Genomic DNA, 22,467 nt, shown 5'->3' on the forward strand with positions numbered 1-22,467 from the left:
TGGCGTCCCCTAGGGGACTCGAACCCCTGTTACCGCCGTGAAAGGGCGGTGTCCTAGGCCACTAGACGAAGGGGACACGCTGCTGGCATTACTGCCTGCTTTCACTCCCTGCCGCGTTTCGCTGTGTGCTTTACGCTGCAAGTGGCGCGCATTCTATGGATGGTTCGAAGATGCGTCAACCCCTTTGTAGAAATTTATTTAAATCAATGACTTCCGGGTGGGTTGGGGTGCAGATGCGGGCCTGGTTGTCGATATAGAGAGAGGGAAAGCCGCGAAGAGGCCAGCACAGGTATATAGCCGCTGTTCGTCCCAACGCGAACTCACTACACTCAAAGCTGTAATTCTTCTTCAATGAGGCATTAACGGTGACACCACTTCTGATCACCCTGCTCATCGTGGCGGGCATCGCGTTGCTGATCGTGATCGGCTACCTCAACAATGTGGTCGAGAACGGCAAGATCGAACGCGTCCGGACGAGGATAGAGCTGGCCGACCGCCTGCGCCGCTGTGGCGAAATCACCGAGACCTTCCCCGGCCAGTTCATGACCCCGGCCCTCAAATTGCTGCTGACCCGCCTGGAGCTGAACCTCAACCAGCGCCAGCTGGCGGTGGACAAGCACAACCCCGAGCTGAAGGCGCGCATCGCCGAGCTGGAGGGGTTGATTGCCCAGGGCGACAAGATACCGGTGAACAACCCGCCCAACCCGATCCACACCGAGGTCAAGGCCAAGGATGTACGCTTTTTGCTGGAGGCGATGCACAACCAGGTAACCCGCGCCGCCCAGGAAGGCTTCCTGCCAGCACCCGAGGCCAAGCACTGGGTCAAGGAAATCCGCCATATCCTGGTGCTGTTGCATATCGAGTTCTTCAACAACCTTGGCCAGCAGGCCCTGCAAAAGAACCAGCCGGGCCAGGCGCGCCTGGCGTTCGAGCGTGGCGTGCAATACCTGCGCAAGCAGCCGGAGCCGAAGGTGTATGAAGAGCAGCTGACGTACCTGGAGAAACTGCTGGCCCGGGCCAACGCCCAGGTGCTGGACCGCATGGCACCGGCGGAGGATGAGCACAACGCACTGACAGACGGGCTCAAGACCGATGAGGAAGAGACCTGGAAGAAGAAGGTGATGTACGACTAAGCCTGAATCATGCGTTGGGTTTGATGGCCCTATCGCCGGCAAGCCAGCTCCTACAGGTACTGCACAAGCCTTCAGACCTGAGACAAACCTGTGGGAGCTGGCTTGCCGGCGATAGGGCCGGTACAGGCCACAACAATCAGCAGTCAGTCAGCGCCAGAAAGATCGCCGCCAACCGCTCCAGCCCCGCCTGATCCGCTTCACTGAACCGCCCAACCTTCGGGCTGTCCAGGTCCAGCACCCCGATCAACCTGCCTTCCTTCACCAACGGGATCACCAGCTCGCTGCTGGACGCACTGTCACAGGCAATGTGCCCGGGGAACGCATGCACATCCTCCACCCGCTGGGTCTGCCGGGTGGCTGCCGCCGCCCCGCACACGCCCTTGCTGAACGGAATGCGCACACACGCCACCTGGCCCTGGAACGGCCCCAACACCAGCTCTTCGTTGCGGTTGAGGTAGAACCCCGCCCAGTTCAGGTCATCCACCTGGTTGTACAGAAACGCCGAAAACTGCGCGGCATTGGCGATAAAGTCACGCTCGTCGGCAAACAGCGCCTGCACTTGCGCCGCCAGCAGGTTGTAGCCGTCGAGGCCGGCGCCACTGGCATTGAGGTCGATCATTTACTTTTGCTCCAGCAATTGCAGCCCGACCCAGTAGCGGGCGAACTGATAGGCACAACGGCCATTACGGTTACCGCGGCCGGTGGCCCAGCGCACGGCGAGGATGTCGAGTTCTTCGGTACGCTGCCAGGCCAGGCCCGCAGAGCGTGCCAGCTGGCCGATCCAGTGTTCGACCACATTCAGGAAGTGGTCTTGGGTAAACGGGTAGAACGACAGCCACAGGCCAAAGCGGTCAGACAAGGCGATTTTGTCTTCCACGGCTTCGCTGGGGTGCAGCTCGCCGTCCACGCGCTTCCAGTTCTCGTTGTCGCTCTCTTTCTCCGGCACCAGGTGGCGACGGTTGGAAGTGGCGTACAGCAGCACGTTGTCCGGGGCCTGTTCCAGCGAGCCGTCAAGCACGCTTTTAAGCACCCGGTAGTCGCCCTCCCCCGCTTCGAACGACAGGTCGTCGCAGAACAGGATGAAGCGTTGCGGCAGCTTCTGCAGCTGCTCGACCACCCGCGGCAGGTCGGCCAGGTGGTCGCGTTCGATTTCGATCAGGCGCAGGCCGGCGCCGGCATGTTCGGCCAGCAAGGCACGTACCAGCGACGACTTGCCAGTACCGCGCGAGCCCCACAGCAATGCGTGGTTGGCCGGCAGGCCGTTGATGAACTGGTGGGTGTTGCGGCCCAGCTGGTCGCGCTGTTTGTCGACACCGATCAGGTCGGTCAGGCGGATATCCAGGCTGACGTCCAGCGGCAGCAGGTAACCACTGCGGCCATCGCGCTGCCAGCGGGCGGCCAGAGTGACGCCCCAGTCGATGTTCGGGCGCTGTGCCGGCAACAGGGGTTCGAGGCGCGCCAGTACCGATTCGGCGCGGTCCAGGAAAGCAATCAAGCGAGCGTCCATGACGACTCCTAACAAGACAGGTGAGATTTCCAGCTGAATGTGTGACAGGCCCGCCAGCTGCCGGGGCTATTCGGCTATGCTTGCGCAGCGCAAGGGACGTGAAACCGGCTCGGGACTCATGGATATCAAGTTCACCAATCGCCTGTCATACAAGCAAGCCCGGCTGACAGTCCTGGTCGGCTTCATCCTGGGAACATTGCTCAGTCTCATCCAGATCGGCATCGATTATGCCAGCGAAGACGCGTCCATCAACCGCGAAGTGCGCGCGTTGCTGCAAATCAGCCACAACCCGGCCTCGCGCATCGCCTACAACATCGACGCGGAACTGGCGCTGGAGCTGACCCGTGGCCTGCTGCAGTCGCCCGCCGTCGTCCGCGCGCGGCTGATCGACAACAACGAAACGGTACTGGCCGACGTCGAGCGGCCCAGGCTGGAGGACCGTTACCGGCCACTGAGCGACTTTCTGTTCGGCGAACAGCGCCAGTTCAAGGAACGCCTGTACCTCACCCACATGCCCGAGGAATACCTCGGCACCCTGTACCTGGACGTCGACACCTACGCCTTCGGCAGCCGCTTCCTCGACCGCGCCGGCATCACCCTGCTCAACGGCTTTGCCCGCAGCCTGGTGCTGACCGGCATCCTGCTGGCGTTGTTCTACATGATGCTGACCAAGCCACTGGTGACGGTGATCGGCGCACTCAGCGGCAGCGACCCGCGCAAACCCCGGCAAACCCGCCTTGAATGCCCACACGGGCACGAACACGACGAAATCGGCGTGCTGGTGAAGGTCGCCAACCAGCAGTTCGTCAGCATGGCCACCGAGATCGAACAACGGCGCACCGCAGAAAACCGCCTGACCCAGTACCTGAACGAGCTGGAAGACATCGTCTCGGCACGCACCAACGAGCTGAAAGCCAGCAACAGCAGCCTGAGCCTGTCCAACCAGGAGCTGGAACAGGCCCGCAGCCGCGCGCTGGACATGGCCCAGGCGCGCGCCGCCTTCCTGGCCAACATGAGCCACGAAATCCGCACCCCACTCAACGGCATGCTCGGCATGATCGCCCTGGCGCTGGACAACCCGTTGCCCAGCGAGCAACGCCAGCAACTGGCGATTGCCCACGACTCGGGCAAGGTGCTGGTGGAACTGCTGAACGATATCCTCGACCTGTCCAAGTTCGATGCCGGCCAGCTGGAGCTGGAGCGCATTGCGTTCGACATGGGCTCGATGGTGGAAGACACCGCCAACCTGCTGTCGCAGAACACCGCGCAAAGCGTAGAGCTGACCTGCCTGATCGCCCGCGACTTCCCCAGCAGCGTGCTCGGCGACCCCACGCGGGTACGGCAGATCGTCAGCAACCTGCTGTCCAACGCGCTCAAGTTCACCCGCTTCGGCCGTGTCGACATACGCCTGGTGACGATCGTCGGCGGTGTGCGCCTGGAGGTACGTGATACCGGCATTGGCATCCCCGAAGAAGCCCAGGCGCGGATCTTCCAGCCATTCACCCAGGCTGGTGCCGGCATCACCCGCCAGTACGGTGGCACCGGCCTGGGCCTGGCGCTCACACGCAACCTGTGCAAGGCCATGCAAGGTCACCTGCACATTCGCTCCGAGCCGGGCTTCGGCAGCTGCTTCACGGCCGAGCTGCCACTGCCGGTGCACACCGAGGCCATCCCGCCGACACCGCTGCATGGCCGGGTGGCCGCGCTGAGTGCAGCCGGTAGCGGGCTTAATGAGCTGTTGCAGAACCTGCTGCCCGCCTGGGGCCTGACCTACCAGCGCCATGACAGCAGCGCCACGCTGGACACCACAGCGATCGACCTGCTGATCACCGACGACGTGGACCACCTGTTCGAACTGCGCCCGGCAGTGAAAACGCCGATTCTGCTGGTAACCGCCTACGGCAACTTCCTGCCCAACGAGCAGTCGCTGGCCTTGGCACCCTTGCATCAACTGGCCCGGCCATTGGCACGTAACGCCCTGTACCAGACGCTGCGCCGCACCTTGCAAGGCCATGAGCCCGAGCACCCTCTGGCCACCCCGGCCATTAGCCTGGAGCAAGGGCGAGCGCGGATTTTGCTGGTAGAAGACAACCCGGTGAACCAGCTCGTGGCCAAAGGCATGCTGGCCAAGCTCGGCTGCCAGGTGCAGCTGGCCACCCAGGGCGCCGAGGCTCTGGAGTTGCTGGAGCAGGATGAATTCGACCTGATACTGATGGACTGCAACATGCCGGTCATGGACGGCTATGAAGCCAGCCGGCGCATCCGCCAGAGCGGTCGCTGGCCACACCTGCCTATCGTTGCGCTCACCGCCAACGCCATGCCCGAAGAGCGCGAACGCTGCCGGGCGGCGGGCATGAGCGACTACCTGGCCAAGCCGTTCCGCCGCGAAGAGCTACTGGCCCTGGTCGACCACTGGGTGCCCTTCAACGGCTGAGCAAACGCTCGATGTCCGCTTCCAGGGCCTGCGGTTTGGTGGTGGGCGCGTAACGCGTGACCTGGCCGCTGGCCGGGTCGACCAGAAACTTGGTGAAATTCCACTTGATCTTCTGGCTACCCAGAATGCCCGGGGCGCGTTGTTTGAGCTCGACGAACAGCGCGTGAGCGCCCGGGCCGTTGACCTCGATCTTGCGAAACAGCGGAAAGCTTACGCCGAAGTTGCGCTCGCAAAACTGCGCAATGTCCCGTGCATCGCCTGGTTCCTGCTTGCCGAACTGGTTGCAGGGAAAGCCCAGCACCACCAGGCCACGCGCGCGGTAGGCTTGCCACAGTTGCTCAAGGCCTTTGTACTGCGGGGTAAAGCCGCACTGGCTGGCGGTATTGACCACCAGCAGCGCCTTGCCCGGGAAGTCGCCAAGCTTCTTGTGCTCGCCGCCCAGGGTTACGCAGGGGATGTCCAGCATCGATCCAGCCATGGTCGGGCTCCGGTCAGTCGCGTGGGCGCAAGTCGATACACACCGAGTTGATGCAGTAGCGCAGGCCGGTCGGTGGCGGGCCATCGGGGAACACATGGCCCAGGTGCGCGTCGCAGCGGGCACAGGTAACTTCGGTGCGGATCATGCCGTGGGAGGTGTCACGGATCTCGATCATCGCGCTGTCCTCGATCGGCGCGTAGAAGCTTGGCCAACCGCAGCCGGAATCGAACTTGGTCTGCGCATCGAACAACGCCAGGCCGCAGCAGATGCAATGGTAGATGCCATCGCGGCGCTCGCTGTTGTACTTGCCGCTGAACGGCCGCTCGGTGCCCTTGAGGCGGCATACCTGGTACTGCTCGGGGTCAAGCATCGAGCGCCATTCATCCAGGGTTTTTTCAATCTTTTTCATGCAGGAACCTCGGCAGGCTGAATTTCACCCCGCACCGTCTTTTCCGGGGCGCGGGTGGCACGTATATTAGTTGGCTTCGTGTGCCAGGCGTTCAGTCTGGCACCCGCTTCCTGCCGTTTCAAACCTTTCGGCGTGGGTGGCGTGTTTTCTCATATCGGGATCCCATCATGCAGTTCAGCAAATCGAACAAGCTCGCCAATGTCTGCTACGACATTCGCGGCCCAGTGCTCAAGCACGCCAAACGCCTGGAAGAGGAAGGCCACCGCATCCTCAAGCTGAACATCGGCAACCCAGCGCCGTTTGGCTTCGAGGCGCCCGATGAAATCCTTCAGGATGTCATCCGCAACCTGCCCACCGCGCAAGGCTACAGCGACTCCAAAGGCCTGTTCAGCGCGCGCAAGGCGGTGATGCAGTACTGCCAGCAAAAGGAAATCGAAGGCGTCACCATCGAGGACATCTACCTCGGTAACGGCGTGTCCGAGCTGATCGTCATGTCGATGCAGGCGCTGCTGAACAACGGCGACGAAGTGCTGATCCCGGCCCCCGACTACCCGCTGTGGACCGCCGCCGTGAGCCTGGCCGGCGGCAAGCCGGTGCACTACCTGTGCGACGAGCAGGCCGACTGGTTCCCCGACCTTGAAGACATCAAGGCCAAGATCACCCCGAACACCAAGGCCCTGGTGATCATCAACCCGAACAACCCGACCGGCGCGGTGTACTCCAAAGCGCTGCTGCAGGGCATGCTGGAGCTGGCCCGCCAGCACAACCTGGTGGTGTTCTCCGACGAGATCTACGACAAGATCCTGTACGACGAAGCCGTGCACATCAGCACCGCCTCGCTGGCCCCCGACCTGCTGTGCCTGACCTTCAACGGCCTGTCCAAGTCGTACCGGGTGGCGGGCTTCCGTTCTGGCTGGCTGATCATCTCCGGGCCCAAGCACCACGCACAAAGCTACATCGAAGGCATCGACATGCTGGCCAACATGCGCCTGTGCGCCAACGTGCCGGCCCAGCATGCCATCCAGACCGCGCTGGGCGGTTACCAGAGCATCAACGACCTGGTGCTGCCGCCAGGCCGTTTGCTGGAGCAGCGCAACCGCACCTATGAACTGCTCAACGACATCCCGGGCGTGAGCTGCGTGAAGCCGATGGGTGCGCTGTATGCGTTCCCGCGTATCGACCCGAAAGTGTGCCCGATTCTCAACGACGAGAAGTTCGCGCTTGACCTGCTGCTGTCGGAAAAGCTGCTGATCGTGCAGGGTACGGCGTTCAACTGGCCGTGGCCGGACCACTTCCGCGTGGTGACCTTGCCGCGCGTGGATGACCTGGAAGCGGCGATTGGCCGGATCGGGAATTTCCTGCGGACTTATTCGCAATAAGTGATGGCCTCTTCGCGGGCAAGCCCGCTCCCACAGGTACACACAAGGTTTGAAATCTGCGCCAATCCTGTGGGAGCTGGCTTGCCGGCGATGGGCTGCACAGCAGCCCCTTGCAATCTCACAGGATGTTTCTTACATCCTGCAACGCTCTATCCCACAGCCCCCGCGCCATCCTCTGCCATACTCCGCCGTACACAGTTTGAAATAGTCGCCCGATTGAATCGGCGCGGCAGGCCCCTTATATACCCCGCAGTAAGCGACAATTCATCCGTCAGGAGAACGTAACAACCATGATGCGCATTCTGTTGTTTGTGGCCACCAACCTCGCGGTGGTGCTGGTTGCAAGCATTACCCTGAGCCTGTTCGGATTCAACGGGTTCATGGCCGCCAACGGGGTCGACCTGAACCTCAGCAGCCTGCTGGTGTTCTGCGCCGTGTTCGGCTTTGCCGGCTCCCTGGTCTCGCTCTTCATCTCCAAGTGGATGGCGAAGATGAGCACCGGCACCCAGATCATCAGCCAGCCGCGCACCCGCCACGAGCAGTGGCTGCTGCAAACGGTCGAAGAGCTGTCCCGTGAAGCGGGCATCAAAATGCCCGAGGTGGGTATTTTCCCGGCGTACGAGGCCAACGCCTTCGCCACCGGCTGGAACCGCAACGACGCGCTGGTGGCCGTGTCCCAGGGCCTGCTGGAGCGTTTCTCGCCCGATGAAGTGCGTGCGGTGTTGGCCCACGAAATCGGCCACGTGGCCAACGGCGACATGGTCACCCTGGCGCTGGTGCAGGGCGTGGTGAACACCTTCGTGATGTTCTTCGCACGCATCATCGGCAACTTCGTCGACAAGGTCATTTTCAAGAACGAAGAAGGCCAAGGCATTGCCTACTACGTGGCAACCATCGTTGCCGAGCTGATCCTGGGCATCCTGGCCAGCATGATCGTGATGTGGTTCTCGCGCCGCCGCGAATACCGCGCCGACGAGGCCGGTGCGCAGCTGGCCGGTACCGCAGCGATGATCGGCGCCCTGCAGCGCCTGCGCGTAGAGCAAGGTCTGCCGGTGCACATGCCTGACACCATGAAGGCCTTCGGCATCAACGGCGGCCTGAAGCACGGCCTGGCCGGGCTGCTGATGAGCCACCCGCCGCTGGAAGACCGTATCGAGGCCCTGCGCCGTCGCGGTTGATCCACTTGGCAATGCAAAAAGGGCGACTTTGGTCGCCCTTTTTCATGCGTGCGTCATCGGCGGACCCGATACACCCGCTCCAACAGACTGGAAGCCCCGGCCTGCGAAAACTTCGGGCTTTCCTGAATAAGCTCCACAACTTCCAGCTCATCCACCTGCCACCCGACCAACCCCTGCCGCACCTCTTCATCCCCCACCGAAAACGGCGGCCCGTCCAGCAGCGCCTGGTCATAATCCAGCGTCACCAGCAGCCCCCGACAGCTCACCGGCAACGATGCAGACAAAGCCTCCATGTACTTCGCACGCATCTGCGGCGGCAGCGCAATCAACGCCGCCCGATCATAAAACCCCACGCACTCGACAATGTCCTGCGCGCGCAACGCGAAGAAATCGCCACACCACAGTTCGATGTCACCCTGGCGCCATACCTCGAATGCGCCTTGCTGACGCACCTCGGGTTCAAGCCCTTGCTCATGGAAGAAGCCCTCCACCGCCCGCCGCGACAGTTCCACGCCCAGCACGTGGTACCCCTGCCCCGCCAGCCAGGCCAGGTCCAGGCTTTTGCCGCACAGCGGCACCAGCACGCGGCTGCCTGGCGCCAGGCCCAGTGCTGGCCAGTGCGCTTGCAGGTACGGATTGACCTGCCCCTGGTGGAAGCCGATCTGGTTGTCGGCCCACCGTTTTTGCCAGAACGCTGGCTCCATGGTTGCTCCTTGTTTATCGAGTAAACCGATAGAAAACGCGTAAAACTTGCGATGGATATCGATCAGTTTCTGATCGAAGATGAGTGCATCTTAACCCTCAGGACCTCGCCATGCTGCCCAGCCTGTTCATCTCCCATGGTTCCCCCATGCTCGCCCTGCACCCCGGTGCCAGCGGGCCGGCCCTGGCCGGGCTGGCCAACAGCCTGCCAAGGCCGAAGGCCATCGTGGTGGTGTCGGCGCACTGGGAAAGCCGTGAACTGCTCGTGACCAGCAGCGCGCAACCCGAAACCTGGCATGACTTCTACGGCTTCCCGCCGGCGTTGTACGCCGTGCAGTACCCCGCGCCGGGCGAGCCTGCGCTGGCTGCCAAGGTAAGCGAACGACTCACGAATGCCGGCCTGCCGGCCCGGCTGGATGCGCAACGGCCGTTCGACCACGGCGCCTGGGTGCCGCTGTCGCTGATGTACCCGGATGCGAGCATTCCGGTGGTGCAAGTATCGCTGCCCAGCCGCATGGGGCCGGTGCTGCAATTGAAGGTGGGCCAGGCGCTGGCGGGGCTGCGCCGTGAAGGTATTCTGCTGATTGGCTCGGGCAGTATCACCCATAACCTGGGCGAGCTGGACTGGCACGCCGGGCCGGATGTGATCGAGCCTTGGGCACTGGCGTTCAGGGACTGGGTGGTGGAGCGGTTGCAGGCGGATGACCGGGCGGCGCTGCTGAATTACCGGCAGCAAGCGCCGTATGCGGTGCGCAACCATCCCAGTGATGAGCATTTGCTGCCGCTGTTCTTTGCCCTTGGGGCTGGGGACAGGTTTGGGGTGGTGCACCAAGGGTTTACCTTAGGGGCTTTGGGGATGGACATTTATCGGTTTGACTGACGATAGCCAGGGGCGCTTGGCGCCCCAAAATCCCACAGGCAAAAAAATCCCCAGCCAAGGCCGGGGATTTTTTCATTGCGCCAGGATCAATCCTCGCGGTAGCGACGCAGCTTCAGCTGCTTACCAGCCACGCGGGTGTCCTTGAGCTTGGACAGCAGCTTCTCCAGGCCATCTTCCGGCAGCTCGACCAGGCTGAAGCTGTCGCGCACCTGGATGCGACCGATGGCGTCACGGGCCAGGCCACCTTCGTTGAGGATCGCACCCAGCAGGTTCTTGGCAGCGATGCCGTCACGGGCACCCAGGGCAGTACGGCAACGCACACGGCCTTCGGCCAGCGGCATTGGCGCACGGCGCTCACGGTCGCCACGGTCTGGGCGCTCGCCACGCTCACCACGCTCGGTACGCTCGCCACGCGGGGCAAAGCTAGGCACCAGCGGCTGCTCACGCTCTACCGCCGCCAGGTCCAGCGCCTGGCCATTGGTGGCCTTGCGCAGCAGGGCCGAAGCCAAGGCACGGGCACTGCAACCCAGGTCGGTGGTCAGGCGGTCGAACAGGTCGCCGTGGGTGGCTTCGGCTTCGGCTACCAGCGGCGCCAGGCTCGAAGTCAGCTTCTTGATGCGGGCATCCAGCACGGCCTGGGCATTCGGCAGGCGGGCTTCGGCTACCTTCTGACCGGTCACACGCTCGATCACCTGCAGCATGCGGCGCTCACGCGGGGTGACCAGCAGCAGCGCACGGCCATCGCGACCGGCACGGCCGGTACGGCCGATACGGTGTACGTAGGACTCCGGGTCGTACGGCATGTCAACGTTGAATACGTGAGTGATGCGCGGTACGTCCAGGCCACGGGCGGCGACGTCGGTGGCGACGACGATGTCCAGGCGGCCATCCTTGAGCGAGTCGATCACGCGCTCACGCTGGTTCTGGGCGATGTCGCCGTTCAGCGCGGCAGCCTTGTAGCCCTTGGCTTCCAGCGCGGCGGCCAGGTCCAGGGTGGCTTGCTTGGTGCGCACGAAGGCGATCAGCGCGTCGAACTCTTCCACTTCCAGCAGACGCAGCACAGCCGGGATCTTCTGGTCGGCGTGGACCATCAGGTGAGCCTGCTCGATCGCGGTAACGGTCTGGGTCTTGCTCTGGATCTTGACGTGCTTGGGCTCACGCAGGTGGCGCTCGGCGATCGAACGGATCGACGAAGGCAGGGTTGCGGAGAACAGCACGGTCTGACGGGTAGCCGGGATTGCGTCGAAGATCACTTCGAGGTCGTCCATGAAGCCCAGCTTCAGCATCTCGTCGGCTTCGTCCAGCACCAGGTACTGCACGGTCGACAGGACTTTTTCGTCACGACGCAGGTGGTCGCACAGGCGGCCCGGGGTGGCCACCACGATTTGCGCGCCGTTGCGGATTGCACGCAGCTGTGGGCCCATCGGGGCACCACCGTACACGGCAACCACGTTCACGCCTGGCATCTGCTTGGCGTAGGTTTCGAAAGCGGTAGCAACTTGCAGCGCCAACTCACGGGTTGGCGCCAGGATCAGGGCTTGCGGTTCGCGCTTGCTTACATCGATCTTGTTGAGGATCGGCAGGGCGAAGGCAGCGGTCTTGCCGGTGCCCGTCTGCGCCTGGCCGATCATGTCGTGACCGGCGAGGATGATCGGGATCGATTGTTGCTGAATGGCGGACGGCTCTTCGTAGCCGGTCGCCAGAACGGCAGCAACAATATTCGGATTAAGATCGAGAGCGGCGAAGCCGCCGGTTTCCTGGGTCATGGGTCTGCCTCTAGGTGCATCCGCAAAGACCCATGCTCCAAAGCTGCACATGCCTTGAAAGACCGTCAGGTCACCCAGGCAGCTTTGGCGGCGGGGATTTGCGAAAACGATTGAAAAAGAAAACGTGGGAAGGTCCGCCTAGCGGACGTGCAGCCGAAGCTGGACTCGGAGGATTTGCACCACCTGATTTTGAGGTCCGCTAAAAGACCGGCGCGTACTATACCCGAAATCGTGCGGGGACGTGAGGAATATTTTCGCGGTGAAAGGCCATTGTCGGGCCATCAATGGCATCAAGCTGAATCGATAATTCTTTCAAGGCTGACGCGGCCGCTCCTACACTGACCGTGCCAGGCATTCAGGTAGCCGGCCGAATCTCGCGGATCAACCCCTCAAGGCTATACCCCAACCGCGGTGCCAGCGCTTCGGCACGCGCCCGCAAGCCTTCCAGGTCCAGCGATTGTTCCAGATCAGCCGGCACCAGCAAGATCACATTGCCTTCCTTCACCGGCAGCTCCCAGTAATGCCGGTGGTACAACCCACGCAGCAACGCCGCACCCAGCGGCTTGCCGTCATCGGTGGCCCACTGGTTGATCACCAGCCAACCGCCCGGGTTCAACTGCTGCTGGCAGTTCTCCAGGAAGTTCCACGCCAGGTGCCCCACGCCCGGCCCGTGGTCGGTGTACAGGTCGACGAACAGCAGGTCGGCCTTCTCCGCCGTGGGCAGCAACTCCAGGGCATCGCCGATACGCACATACAGCCGAGGGTCGTCATCCAGCCCCAGGTACTCCATGGCCAGACGTGGCACGTCCGGGCGCAGTTCGATGGCTTCGATATCTTCCAGCGGCAGGAACTTCATGCAGGCCTGGGTCAGCGTGCCGGCCCCCAGGCCAAGAAACAGCGCACTCTCGGGCTGCTCGTGGCACAGCGCCCCCACCAGCATGGCGCGTGTGTAGTCGTACTCCAGCCAACTCGGGTCGGCCGTGAACACACAGCTTTGCTCGATGGCATCGCCGAATTCCAGAAAGCGGTAGTCGTCTACTTCGTACACGCTGATGACGCCAAACGCGTCCTCTACCCGTGCCAGTAGCCGCTCTTCCCGTTCCGCCGTCATGCTTACCACCCGCCCGCGCAAAAACGCGCATTGTCCGTCAACACCCTCGATGCAACAAGCGCAGCGCCAACTGTTACCATGGCCCATAGCCTACAACCGACAAGACCGAGCCCGAGATGAACCAACCGTGGAGCCCTGACAGCTGGCGCGCCCTGCCGATCCAGCAGCAACCGACCTACCCCGACGCCGCGCACTTGCTGAAGGTTGAACAAACCCTGGCCAGCTACCCGCCGCTGGTGTTCGCGGGCGAGGCCCGCGAGCTGCGCCGCCAGTTTGCCGAGGTGACCGAAGGGCGCGCCTTCTTGCTGCAGGGGGGCGACTGCGCCGAGAGCTTCGCCGAGTTCTCGGCGGCGAAAATCCGCGACACCTTCAAGGTGCTGCTGCAAATGGCAATCGTGATGACCTTTGCCGCCGGCTGCCCGGTGGTCAAGGTAGGCCGCATGGCCGGCCAGTTTGCCAAGCCACGCTCCTCGGGCGATGAAACCATCGGCGACATCACCCTGCCCGCCTACCGTGGCGACATCGTCAACGGCATCGGTTTCGATGCCAAGAGCCGCATCCCCGACCCGGATCGCCTGCTGCAGGCCTACCACCAGGCCACCGCCAGCCTCAACCTGCTGCGCGCCTTTGCCCAGGGCGGCTTTGCCGACCTGCACCAGGTGCACAAGTGGAACCTGGACTTCATTGCCAATTCGGCGCTGGCCGACAAGTACCACCAGCTGGCCAACCGCATCGACGAAACCCTGGCGTTCATGCGCGCCTGTGGCCTGGACAGCGCGCCACAACTGCGTGAAACCAGCTTCTTCACGGCCCACGAAGCACTGCTGCTGAACTATGAAGAAGCCTTCGTGCGCCAGGACAGCCTGACCGGCGACTATTACGACTGCTCGGCGCACATGCTGTGGATCGGCGACCGCACCCGTCAACTGGACGGTGCCCATGTGGAGTTCCTGCGTGGGGTGCACAACCCGATCGGGGTCAAGGTCGGCCCCAGCATGAACCCTGAAGAGCTGATACGCCTGATCGACACGCTCAACCCGGCCAACGACCCCGGGCGCCTGAACCTGATCGTGCGCATGGGCGCGAGCAAGGTTGGCGACCACCTGCCGGGGCTGATCCGCACCGTCGAACGCGAGGGGCGAAAGGTGCTGTGGAGCTCGGACCCGATGCACGGCAATACCATCAAGGCCAGCACCGGCTACAAGACCCGCGACTTTGCGCAGATCCTGGATGAAGTGAAGCAGTTCTTCCAGGTACACCAGGCCGAGGGCAGCCATGCCGGCGGCATTCATATCGAGATGACCGGGCAGAACGTCACCGAATGCATCGGCGGCGCCCGGCCGATCACTGAAGATGCGTTGTCTGACCGCTATCACACCCATTGTGACCCACGGATGAATGCCGATCAGTCGCTGGAGCTGGCGTTCCTGATCGCCGAGACGTTGAAGCAAGTACGGCGGTGAGGCTGGGGCGCATGCCTTGGGGTTTGTGCCGCCTGTGAGATCGAGCGCCGCCCGCGCGGCGCTCGATCTCACAGGCGCTGAAAAGCTAAAGACAAGCACCCCAGCCCAAACTCACTTTCTCAACGGATCATCCCAGAAAGGCCGCTCGGCCTCTTGCTGGACATCCGCCCGGCTCAGCCCCAGGTCATGCAAGGTAGCATCGCTGAGGGCGGCCAGTTCTCGCCGCTGGCGGTACAACTCCAGCCAGCGCACCGGCCGCTGCAGGGCCGCATGCCACAGATGGTTCAGGGAGAAAGCAGGTTGCTGGATGCTGCTGACATGACCTTTCATCGTGAAGCCCTCCGTGTTGGATGGCCTCAGTCTCGCGCCGGGCTTAAGATCAATCCAACGAATGTTTCTGATGCCATGCATCTCGGAGATTGATGCAATGTCCCAGTACCAGAGCCTCGATGCGGACGTGCTGCGCACCTTCGTCGCCATCGCCGAGCAAGGCGGTTTCACGCGCGCTGGCGAAGTGGTCAACCGCACCCAGTCGGCGGTGAGCATGCAGATGAAACGCCTGGAAGAAGACATTCTGCAGCGCCAGCTGTTCGAGCGTGACGGCCGCCAGGTCAGGCTCACCGCTGAAGGCCAGGTGTTGCTGGGCTATGCCCGGCGCATCCTCAAGCTGCATGGCGAGGTGTTCAATACCTTGCGCATGCCGCACATGGTCGGGCTGGTGCGTATCGGCACGCCAGACGACTACGCCATGCGCTTTTTGCCGACCATTCTGTCGAGCTTTGCCCAGGCCTACCCTCTGGTACAGGTAGAAGTGCATTGCGACTCGTCCAAACAGCTGATGCTGCGCCAGGACCTGGACCTTACCATCGTCACGCGCGAGCCGGGCAACGAGGTTGGCCAGTTGTTGCGCCAGGAACGCCTGGTGTGGGCCGCCGCCGAAGGCTTTTGCCCGCAAGAGCAGCGGCCGATGCCAGTGGCGCTGTTCAATACCGACTGTTTCTGCCGGGCCTGGACGTGCAATGCACTGGAAGCACAGGGCATCGACTACCGCATTGCCTATACCAGCCCCAGCCTGGCGGCGATCTTTGCCATTGTCACGGCAGGCTTGGCGGTGACGGCGCAATTACAGAGTCTGATTGGCGGAAACATCCGCATCCTGGGCGAACAGGACGGGCTGCCGCAGTTGCCCATGGCCAATGTGATGCTGTTGCGCAACACCCAGACCCAGTCACCCATCACCGACTGCATGGCCGATTACATCGTTGAAGGGTTCAAGTAATTGGGGGCCGTTTTGCGGCCCCACAATCTCAAAGTTCAAACCCGAGCATCACCGCACACACCACCAAAAACACACAGAACATCGCCCGCAATACCTTCTCGGGCAGCGCATGGGCCAACTTCACCCCCCAGCTGATGCTGAGCAAACCGCCCACCGCCAGTGGAAGCCCCACGCCCCAGTCAACGCTATGGTGCACGCCATACGTAACCAACGTCACCAAGGTGCTCGGCGCCGCCAACGCCAGCGACAACCCCTGCGCCACCACCTGGGTGGTGCCAAACACACTGGTCAGGATTGGCGTGGCCACCACGGCCCCCCCCACCCCGAACAACCCGCCCATGGTGCCGGCAAAACTGCCTAGCACGCCCAGCCACGGCCAGGCATAGCGCAGTTCGGCACTCGGCGGTGACACTTTCATGAACATCCGGGCCACGTTCCACACCGCCAGCGCTACCAGAAAGCCGACAAAACCCAGGCGCATGGAATGCGCATCCAGCCCCACTGCCCAGATCGACCCCAGCCAGGCAAACAGGAAGCTGCACGCCGACAGCGGCACGGCATGGCGCAGTTCGATGCGGTTGCGCTGGTGGTACCGCCACAGCGCCAGCAACACGTTCGGCACCACCATCACCAGCGCCGTACCCTGCGCCAGTTGCTGGTCCAGGCCGAACAGCACGCCCAGCGCCGGAATCGCGATCAGCCCGCCGCCAATGCCGAACAGCCCGCCCATAGTGCCCAGGGCAGCGCCCAGCACGATATACAACAACCACTCGATCATCAGGGCCTCGTCCGCCTGTACAGATATTGCGAGCATGCTAACGATTGCGGGCTGGCAGGGAAACGCACAGCAGCGCACAATGGCTGTGCGCATTTCGCAAAAGCAAGGCAACCATGAGCCCCGATGCCCTCACCGACCAACTGAGCCTGTTCCTCGATGTGCTGGAGACCGGCAGCTTTTCAGCCGCCGCCCGCCGCCATCCGCTGACCCCGTCTGCCGTGGCCCGGCGCATCGACAACCTGGAAACCGCCGTGGGCAGCCGCCTGTTCACCCGCAGCACCCACGCCGTGCGTGCCACCCCTGCGGGCAATGCGTTTGCCGAACGAGCCAGGCGCATCATCGAGGAACTGCGCCTGGCCCGGGCCGAGGCGGTATCGCTGAGCAACGCCCCGGAAGGACTGATCCGCATCGATGCACCCGCCGCGTTCGGCCGCCGCCACCTGGCCCCGGCCATCGCCGATTTCCTGGTGGCTTACCCTGGCCTGGACGTGCAGTTGCGCCTGATCGACAGCTTCGTCGACCTGCATGGCAGCCACCTGGGCGAGGTCGACCTGGTACTGCGCGCCGGCCCCCTGGCCGACACCCGCCTGGTCGCTACGCCGCTGGCCTACATGGTACGCATCGCGTGCGCCAGCCCGGCTTATCTGGCCAACCGAGGCATCCCTACCTGCCCCAGCGAACTGCCCGGGCACGACGGCCTGGACTGGGACGGCCTGGCACCGCCGTTCGCCTGGCGCTTCAACGTAGCCGGGCAAACCCGCCTGTATCGCCCCGCGCGCATGCGCATGGCCGCCAACAATGCCGAAACCCTGCTGTTCGGCGCCCTCGCCGGCCTGGGTGTTGCCCACCTGCCCACCTGGCTGATCAGCGAGTACCTTTTGCGCGGCGAACTGGTCCCGTTGTTTTGCGATGGCGGCCTGCCCGAAGCCGAAACCAGCGGTATTTACGCGCTACGCCTGGAACACAAAACGAACTCTCGCAGCCGTTTGCTGCTCGAATTCCTCAAGAGCCGCTTCAGCCCGGTTCCACCCTGGGACCTGGCCTTGCGCAGTGAACTGCACGAGTAATGCGCGCACTAACGATCAGCGAGCCAGAATTCCCCATTATTACCTTCAAGGACCTGCATGAACGCCGACACCCAAGCCTCCTGTGACGAGCTGCTGCTGGACAACCAGGTCTGCTTTGCCCTGCACTCCACCTCGTTGCTGATGACCAAGGTCTACAAACCGCTGCTGCAGGCCTTGGGCCTGACCTACCCACAGTACCTGGCCATGCTCGTGCTGTGGGAGCGCGACGGCCTGACCGTGGGCGAGATCAGCCAGCACCTGCTCACCGACCCGGGCTCACTGACCCCGCTGCTAAAGCGCCTTGAAAGCGAAGGCCTGTTGCAACGCAACCGCAGCCGCGAAGACGAACGGGTAGTAATGGTGCAACTGACCGACAAGGGCCGCGCCTTGCAGCAGCAGGCCAAAGAGGTGCCTCAGTGCATCCTCAGGGCCAGTGGGTACAGCCTGGCGCAGCTGCAACAACTGCAGGCCGACCTGCTGAACCTGCGCGAGAACCTGCAGAAAAACCTCTGAAAGCTATGCTGTGCAATGGCCGTTCGGATGAGCGGTGACGATTTATCTTGCGCGCTAACTAATTGCACGCTAAATTAAATCCCACACCAACCCGCGCCCTCCCCCGAACAGGAAGCGCACAGCACATTAGCGAGGCTCAAGATGCAAAAGGTCACTCCGCTGTACATCGCAGAAGCTACCTCCACCGGTGGGCGCGACGGCAAATCCAAGTCCAGCGACGGCAAGCTGGTCGTCAGCCTGAGCACCCCCAAGGAACTGGGCGGCGCCGGCGGTGACGGCACCAACCCAGAGCAGATGTTCGCCGCCGGTTACTCGGCCTGCTTCATCGGCGCCCTCAAATTTGTAGCCGGGCAAGAGAAAAAAGCCCTGCCGGCCGATGCCTCGATCACCGCCAAGGTGGGCATCGGCCAGATCCCGGGCGGTTTCGGCCTGGACATCGACCTGCACATCAACCTGCCGGGCCTGGCCCAGGCCGATGCCGAAGGGCTGGTGGAAAAAGCGCACAAGGTGTGCCCGTACTCCAACGCTACCCGCGGCAATGTGGATGTACGCCTGCACGTGACCGTGTAAATCACAGGCACAAAAAAACCCGGCCGAGGCCGGGTTTTTTGCGTTTCACAAGAAGAATTACTTCTTGGAGCGGCCTTTGAAGCTGTTGTCGCGAGTGTCGATGTCGATCCACTCGTCGATCTGGATGAAGTCGGCAACCTGGATCTCGGTACCGTTCTTCAGTTTAGCAGGCTTCATGACCTTGCCCGAGGTGTCGCCGCGAGCAGCGTTCTCGGTGTAGACAACCTGACGGCTGATGGTGGTCGGCAGTTCAACCGATACCAGGCGGCCTTCGAAGAACACGGCTTCGCAGATGTCTTCCATGCCTTCTTCGATGTACGGCAGAACGGCGTCGATGTCTTCGGCGTTCAGTTCGTACATGGTGTAGTCGGTGGTGTCCATGAAGGTGTACGAGTCACCGCTGATGAACGACAGGGTCGCTTCTTTGCGATCCAGGATCACGTCGTCCAGCTTGTCGTCCGCACCGTATACGGTTTCGGTCTTGTAGCCGGTCAGCAGGTTCTTCAGCTTGGTCTTCATGATCGCGCTGTTACGGCCCGACTTGGTGAACTCAGCTTTTTGAACCAGCCACGGGTCGTTGTCGATCCGCAGGACGGTACCGGGTTTCAGTTCTTTACCAGTTTTCATTACGAAGTATCCGAATCTGGATGGATTTATAAAAATCGAGGCCGCGTATCATAGCGAATTTCGGCAAAAGTGTACTAGCGCTGTGGCAAGGTCCGGCTGAGCGGCCTGTTGCCCAGCCCAAAGGCGGGCATGCTGCTGCAGTTCTGGCCAATGCTGACGGGCCGCCCGCCAGGCCTGGCGCATGTCGAGATCCATGTTCCAGGCACGCCATAGGCCCAGCAGGGCGGCATCGGCTGCTTCTGACAGGCCGCGTCGATAATGCCCGAGAAACGCTTCGAGCTTTTCCCAGTGGGCGTTTTCGTCCTGTATGTAGATGTGCCACAGCATCGGTTGCCCGGCCCACTGTGCACGCACGAACGAGTCTTCGCCGCGCACCGCGTTGAAATCACAGCTCCACAGCAGCCGGTCGTAGTCGTCCTGGCTGACGAAAGGCAGCACCTGCACCGTCAGTGCCCCTCGTTTGCGCAGGCTGCCCACGGGTAACGTCGGCTCGCCAAGCCACTGGCTGAGCCCCGCGACAACGCGCCCCTGCGGCACTAGCAGGTGACAAGGCTGCTCGCTTGTGGCCAGGGCATCGAGCCAATTGCCCAGCTGCGGGTTTTCGTAGGCGAACAGCGAAACCAGCAACGCCCCCGCTTCGGGGTTTACGCCAAGCCCCTGCAAGAAGGCCTGCCTTGCCCCCTGCTGAAACGCGTCACGCCGCGCCAGCAGCGAGCCTTCGCGCAGCAGGCCACCGGTCTTCTCGGTAAAGCCGGGGAAGAAAAACACCTTGCGCAGGCCGTTGGGCTGCGGCGACGGCAAGCCATGGCAGCCTTCCACCCAGTCCTCGGCACTGAGGTATTCCAGGTTCAGCCACAGCGGCGGCGTGGCGCAGGCACGCATGGCCTCCACATAAGGCGCCGGCAACTGGCAGGCGAATGCACCGATCACCACATCAGCCGGATCCACCGGCAACCAGGCCGCCGGCCATTGGCGCACTTCCACACCCTGCTGCCACTGTTGCGTAGCAGTGGCATCGGCGCCGGGGCACATGGGCGTGAAAGCGTTGAGGTCATCCACCCACAGGCGCACCGCCAGGCCGTGCTCAGCCACCAGCTGCCGGGCCAGGCGCCAGGTCACGCCAATATCGCCGTAGTTGTCGACGACACTGCAGAAGATGTCCCAGGTGGCTTTCATGCGCCCCTCCCGTACCGGTGCAAAAACCGCGAATTCTGCGCATAAATTGTCGCCGACAAAAGCACCTGCGCGGAAAAATGCCCAAGTGCATGCGACAATGCACCCCGACCGACCTTGCCAGGAGGCTGCCATGCCCCGCCAGCGTGAACTGAAAATCACCCTCAAGCCGTTGCCGTTGATCCTGTGCGTTGCCTTTGGCCTTTGGCTGGGCGCGGTGGCCATCGTGGCGAGCGCCTGGCTGGCCCTGTTGGCGTGGCCGCAGCAAGTGCAGCTGTTGGCCCAGGCCCTGCCCCCTAGCGTCTACCCGCCAGCACCGGCGCCGGCAGCAGCCCCGCCAGCGGATGCCCAGGCCGAGATGTTCGACCGTTACAAGGACATCCTGCACAAGCAGGAACAGCAACAGGCCGCCGAAGCAGCCCAAGGCAACCCGCGCAATCTCAACAGCCCCAAATGCCAGTTCTGGCTGCAGCAGAACCGCACCGCCCCCACCGACAAAAGCCAGGCCAATGTGCTGGAGTTCTGTTACTGACCATGGACAAGCCCCACCTGCTGGCGCAGATCGTCGCCATCCTTACGCATGATCTGGACGTGCTGACCCGTGCGGCGCAAACCGCCTACGAGGCCGCCACCGCCGAAGAGAACATCGCCGAGAACAAGTACGACACCCTGGGCCTGGAAGCCTCATACCTGGCCACCGGCCAGGCCCGGCGCAGTGCAGAGATTCGCCAGGCGCTGCTGATCTACCAGCAGTTGCTGCTGCGCGACTATGACCCCGCACGCGGGGTGCAGGTGAGCAACCTGGTGAAACTGGAGGATGAGGAAGGTAGCCAACGCCAGCTGTTCCTTGGGCCTGAAGCGGCGGGACTGAAGATTGGCGAAGGAGATGAGTTGATAACAGTGATTACCCCGCGTTCGCCGCTGGGGCAGCAACTGATGGGCAAAAAGATTGATGACGAGGTGTGCCTTGGGGCAAAGGTTCTGTTCATCGTTGATATTACCTGAAAGGGCCTTTACAACGTCTGCAAGGCATCAAACCGCCCCGCCAACCCCTGCTCGGCAAACTTCTCCACCACAAAATCGATAAACGCCCGGGTCTTGCCCGGCAACAGCTTGTGCTCGGCGAAATACAGGCTGATGTGCCCGTCGTCCACATACCAGTCCGGCAACACCCGCCGCAACCGCCCGCCCTGCAGGTAGGGCACGGCAAACGGCAGGCTCACCAGGGCAATCCCCAGCCCCTGCTCGGCCACCGCGCACGCCGCATCCGAATCGCTCATGGTCATCGCCTGACGCAGCTGCAACGGCTGTTGCGCCTGCCAGCGGCTGGTCAACGGCCACGAACGCACCCGCCCCGTCTGCGGTGAGCGGATCAAGATGCCGTCGTGGCGTTGCAGCACCTCTGGGTCTGCAATCGGCGCATGCCGCTCAAGGTACACCGGCGCCGCCACCAACACCCGGTGCGCAGGGGTCAGCTTGCGCGCCACCACCCCCGGCGGCAGTTCAAAACCACCGCCAATCGCTGCATCGAACCCTTGGCCAATCAAGTCGACCTGGCGGTTGTCGAAATGCCAGTCCGGGGTAATGGCCGGGTAGCGGCGCAAAAACTCACTCAGCAACGGCAACACGTACAAGCGCCCGAACACCGTCCCCATACTTACCCGCAAAAGCCCGGCCGGCTGACCTTCGGCACTGGCCAGGTTGGCCACGGCGTACTGGATAGTGCGGAAGCTGTCACTGACCTCACCAAGAAAACGCTGCCCCGCTTCGGTCAAAGTCAGCTTGCGGGTACTACGCTGGAACAACCGCACCCCCAGGCGCGCCTCCAGCTGAGCCACATGCTTGCCCACAGCGGCCGGGGTAATGCTCAGGCGCCTGGCAGCCTCGGCAAAGCTGCCGACCTCGGCACTGCGGATGAAGCACTCCAACGCGTTGAACGATTCCATGGCCATGATTGGCAACCAAAGGTTTACTCTGCTGATAGTGATTGCCATCTTATCAGCAGGTAATCGAGCGCCGA

At 62.7% G+C, this 22,467-nt stretch carries 23 protein-coding genes, 1 tRNA gene and 1 pseudogene; 12 read left to right on the top strand and 13 right to left on the bottom strand.

Going from position 1 to position 22,467, the window contains the following annotated elements:
• A tRNA-Glu gene (locus tag D906_RS14655) sits at positions 1–76 on the bottom strand.
• 289 nt (positions 77–365) lie between these two features.
• Here D906_RS14655 and D906_RS14660 point away from each other — a divergent pair.
• Positions 366–1,133 (top strand): hypothetical protein, encoded by a 768-nt coding sequence (locus D906_RS14660; protein ID WP_019099435.1) that lies wholly within the window; start codon positions 366–368, stop codon positions 1,131–1,133.
• A gap of 136 nt (positions 1,134–1,269) precedes the next feature.
• On the opposite strand, the gene D906_RS14670 is transcribed toward D906_RS14660, so the two are convergent.
• The gene (locus D906_RS14670; protein ID WP_019099436.1) at positions 1,270–1,752 is read right to left on the bottom strand and encodes a GAF domain-containing protein; all 483 of its coding nucleotides are present in this window, start codon (positions 1,750–1,752) and stop codon (positions 1,270–1,272) included.
• A complete protein-coding gene (locus D906_RS14675) occupies positions 1,753–2,640 on the bottom strand; it encodes an ATP-binding protein (protein ID WP_027615872.1) in 888 nt (295 codons plus the stop codon).
• A gap of 76 nt (positions 2,641–2,716) precedes the next feature.
• Here D906_RS14675 and D906_RS14680 point away from each other — a divergent pair, with 76 nt between their 5' ends.
• Positions 2,717–5,074, top strand: coding sequence for a response regulator (locus D906_RS14680; protein ID WP_019099438.1), 2,358 nt, complete (start codon positions 2,717–2,719; stop codon positions 5,072–5,074).
• Here the strand turns inward: D906_RS14680 and D906_RS14685 are convergent.
• Positions 5,064–5,552: a glutathione peroxidase gene (locus D906_RS14685; RefSeq protein ID WP_019099439.1), complete on the bottom strand. Its 489-nt coding sequence runs from the start codon at positions 5,550–5,552 to the stop codon at positions 5,064–5,066. The two genes, D906_RS14680 and D906_RS14685, sit on opposite strands and share 11 nt — an antisense overlap.
• Before the next feature lie 13 nt (positions 5,553–5,565).
• Positions 5,566–5,961 (bottom strand): peptide-methionine (R)-S-oxide reductase MsrB, encoded by a 396-nt coding sequence (gene msrB / locus D906_RS14690; protein ID WP_016715103.1) that lies wholly within the window; start codon positions 5,959–5,961, stop codon positions 5,566–5,568.
• Between the two features lie 167 nt (positions 5,962–6,128).
• Here msrB and D906_RS14695 point away from each other — a divergent pair, with 167 nt between their 5' ends.
• Together D906_RS14695 and htpX are read left to right on the top strand one after the other, a co-directional pair.
• Positions 6,129–7,340 carry a pyridoxal phosphate-dependent aminotransferase gene (locus tag D906_RS14695; protein WP_019099440.1) on the top strand — a complete coding sequence of 404 codons (1,212 nt, stop codon included), beginning with the start codon at positions 6,129–6,131 and terminating at the stop codon, positions 7,338–7,340.
• A gap of 290 nt (positions 7,341–7,630) precedes the next feature.
• Positions 7,631–8,518, top strand: a complete 888-nt coding sequence (htpX, locus tag D906_RS14700; protein ID WP_016715101.1) for a protease HtpX — start codon at positions 7,631–7,633, stop codon at positions 8,516–8,518.
• Between the two features lie 53 nt (positions 8,519–8,571).
• Here htpX and D906_RS14705 read toward each other — a convergent pair whose 3' ends face one another.
• Complete coding sequence (locus tag D906_RS14705) at positions 8,572–9,222, bottom strand: thiopurine S-methyltransferase (protein ID WP_027615873.1); 651 nt, start codon at positions 9,220–9,222, stop codon at positions 8,572–8,574.
• Between the two features lie 110 nt (positions 9,223–9,332).
• Here D906_RS14705 and D906_RS14710 point away from each other — a divergent pair, with 110 nt between their 5' ends.
• Positions 9,333–10,100, top strand: a complete 768-nt coding sequence (locus tag D906_RS14710) for a class III extradiol ring-cleavage dioxygenase (protein WP_027615874.1) — start codon at positions 9,333–9,335, stop codon at positions 10,098–10,100.
• Positions 10,101–10,186: 86 nt separating this feature from the next.
• Here the strand turns inward: D906_RS14710 and D906_RS14715 are convergent.
• Positions 10,187–11,900 (bottom strand): annotated as a pseudogene (locus tag D906_RS14715) (DEAD/DEAH box helicase).
• Positions 11,901–12,221: 321 nt separating this feature from the next.
• A complete protein-coding gene (locus tag D906_RS14720; protein ID WP_016715097.1) occupies positions 12,222–12,977 on the bottom strand; it encodes a spermidine synthase in 756 nt (251 codons plus the stop codon).
• Positions 12,978–13,093: 116 nt separating this feature from the next.
• Between D906_RS14720 and D906_RS14725 the strand changes: the two genes are divergently transcribed.
• On the top strand, positions 13,094–14,440 hold the full coding sequence (locus tag D906_RS14725; RefSeq protein ID WP_016715096.1) for a class II 3-deoxy-7-phosphoheptulonate synthase: 1,347 nt from the start codon (positions 13,094–13,096) through the stop codon (positions 14,438–14,440).
• 111 nt (positions 14,441–14,551) lie between these two features.
• Here D906_RS14725 and D906_RS14730 read toward each other — a convergent pair whose 3' ends face one another.
• Entirely contained in the window at positions 14,552–14,770 is a 219-nt protein-coding gene (locus tag D906_RS14730; RefSeq protein WP_019099444.1) for a DUF1127 domain-containing protein, read from the bottom strand.
• A 97-nt stretch (positions 14,771–14,867) separates the two neighbouring features.
• On the opposite strand from D906_RS14730, the gene D906_RS14735 reads away from it, so the two are divergent.
• Complete coding sequence (locus D906_RS14735; protein ID WP_025754764.1) at positions 14,868–15,719, top strand: LysR substrate-binding domain-containing protein; 852 nt, start codon at positions 14,868–14,870, stop codon at positions 15,717–15,719.
• A gap of 28 nt (positions 15,720–15,747) precedes the next feature.
• Here D906_RS14735 and D906_RS14740 read toward each other — a convergent pair whose 3' ends face one another.
• Positions 15,748–16,497, bottom strand: coding sequence for a sulfite exporter TauE/SafE family protein (locus tag D906_RS14740; RefSeq protein ID WP_025754763.1), 750 nt, complete (start codon positions 16,495–16,497; stop codon positions 15,748–15,750).
• A gap of 113 nt (positions 16,498–16,610) precedes the next feature.
• Between D906_RS14740 and D906_RS14745 the strand changes: the two genes are divergently transcribed.
• The 3 genes from D906_RS14745 (at position 16,611) to D906_RS14755 (ending at position 18,647) form a co-directional block, all read left to right on the top strand.
• Positions 16,611–17,564, top strand: a complete 954-nt coding sequence (locus tag D906_RS14745) for a LysR family transcriptional regulator (protein WP_027615875.1) — start codon at positions 16,611–16,613, stop codon at positions 17,562–17,564.
• A 57-nt stretch (positions 17,565–17,621) separates the two neighbouring features.
• Positions 17,622–18,077, top strand: a complete 456-nt coding sequence (locus D906_RS14750) for a MarR family winged helix-turn-helix transcriptional regulator (protein WP_027615876.1) — start codon at positions 17,622–17,624, stop codon at positions 18,075–18,077.
• A gap of 141 nt (positions 18,078–18,218) precedes the next feature.
• The gene (locus tag D906_RS14755) at positions 18,219–18,647 is read left to right on the top strand and encodes an organic hydroperoxide resistance protein (RefSeq protein ID WP_012271110.1); all 429 of its coding nucleotides are present in this window, start codon (positions 18,219–18,221) and stop codon (positions 18,645–18,647) included.
• 57 nt (positions 18,648–18,704) lie between these two features.
• On the opposite strand, the gene efp is transcribed toward D906_RS14755, so the two are convergent.
• Positions 18,705–19,274, bottom strand: coding sequence for an elongation factor P (gene efp, locus D906_RS14760; RefSeq protein WP_012271109.1), 570 nt, complete (start codon positions 19,272–19,274; stop codon positions 18,705–18,707).
• A 48-nt stretch (positions 19,275–19,322) separates the two neighbouring features.
• Entirely contained in the window at positions 19,323–20,450 is a 1,128-nt protein-coding gene (gene earP / locus D906_RS14765) for an elongation factor P maturation arginine rhamnosyltransferase EarP (RefSeq protein ID WP_025754761.1), read from the bottom strand.
• Between the two features lie 130 nt (positions 20,451–20,580).
• On the opposite strand from earP, the gene D906_RS14770 reads away from it, so the two are divergent.
• Complete coding sequence (locus D906_RS14770; RefSeq protein ID WP_027615877.1) at positions 20,581–20,979, top strand: hypothetical protein; 399 nt, start codon at positions 20,581–20,583, stop codon at positions 20,977–20,979.
• 2 nt (positions 20,980–20,981) lie between these two features.
• Positions 20,982–21,452, top strand: coding sequence for a GreA/GreB family elongation factor (locus D906_RS14775; protein WP_027615878.1), 471 nt, complete (start codon positions 20,982–20,984; stop codon positions 21,450–21,452).
• A gap of 8 nt (positions 21,453–21,460) precedes the next feature.
• Here D906_RS14775 and D906_RS14780 read toward each other — a convergent pair whose 3' ends face one another.
• Entirely contained in the window at positions 21,461–22,399 is a 939-nt protein-coding gene (locus D906_RS14780; protein ID WP_019098183.1) for a LysR family transcriptional regulator, read from the bottom strand.
• Positions 22,400–22,467: the final 68 nt, after the last annotated feature.

The organism is Pseudomonas sp. LAIL14HWK12:I1, from assembly GCF_003202095.1.
Classification (GTDB): Bacteria; Pseudomonadota; Gammaproteobacteria; order Pseudomonadales; family Pseudomonadaceae; genus Aquipseudomonas; species Aquipseudomonas monteilii.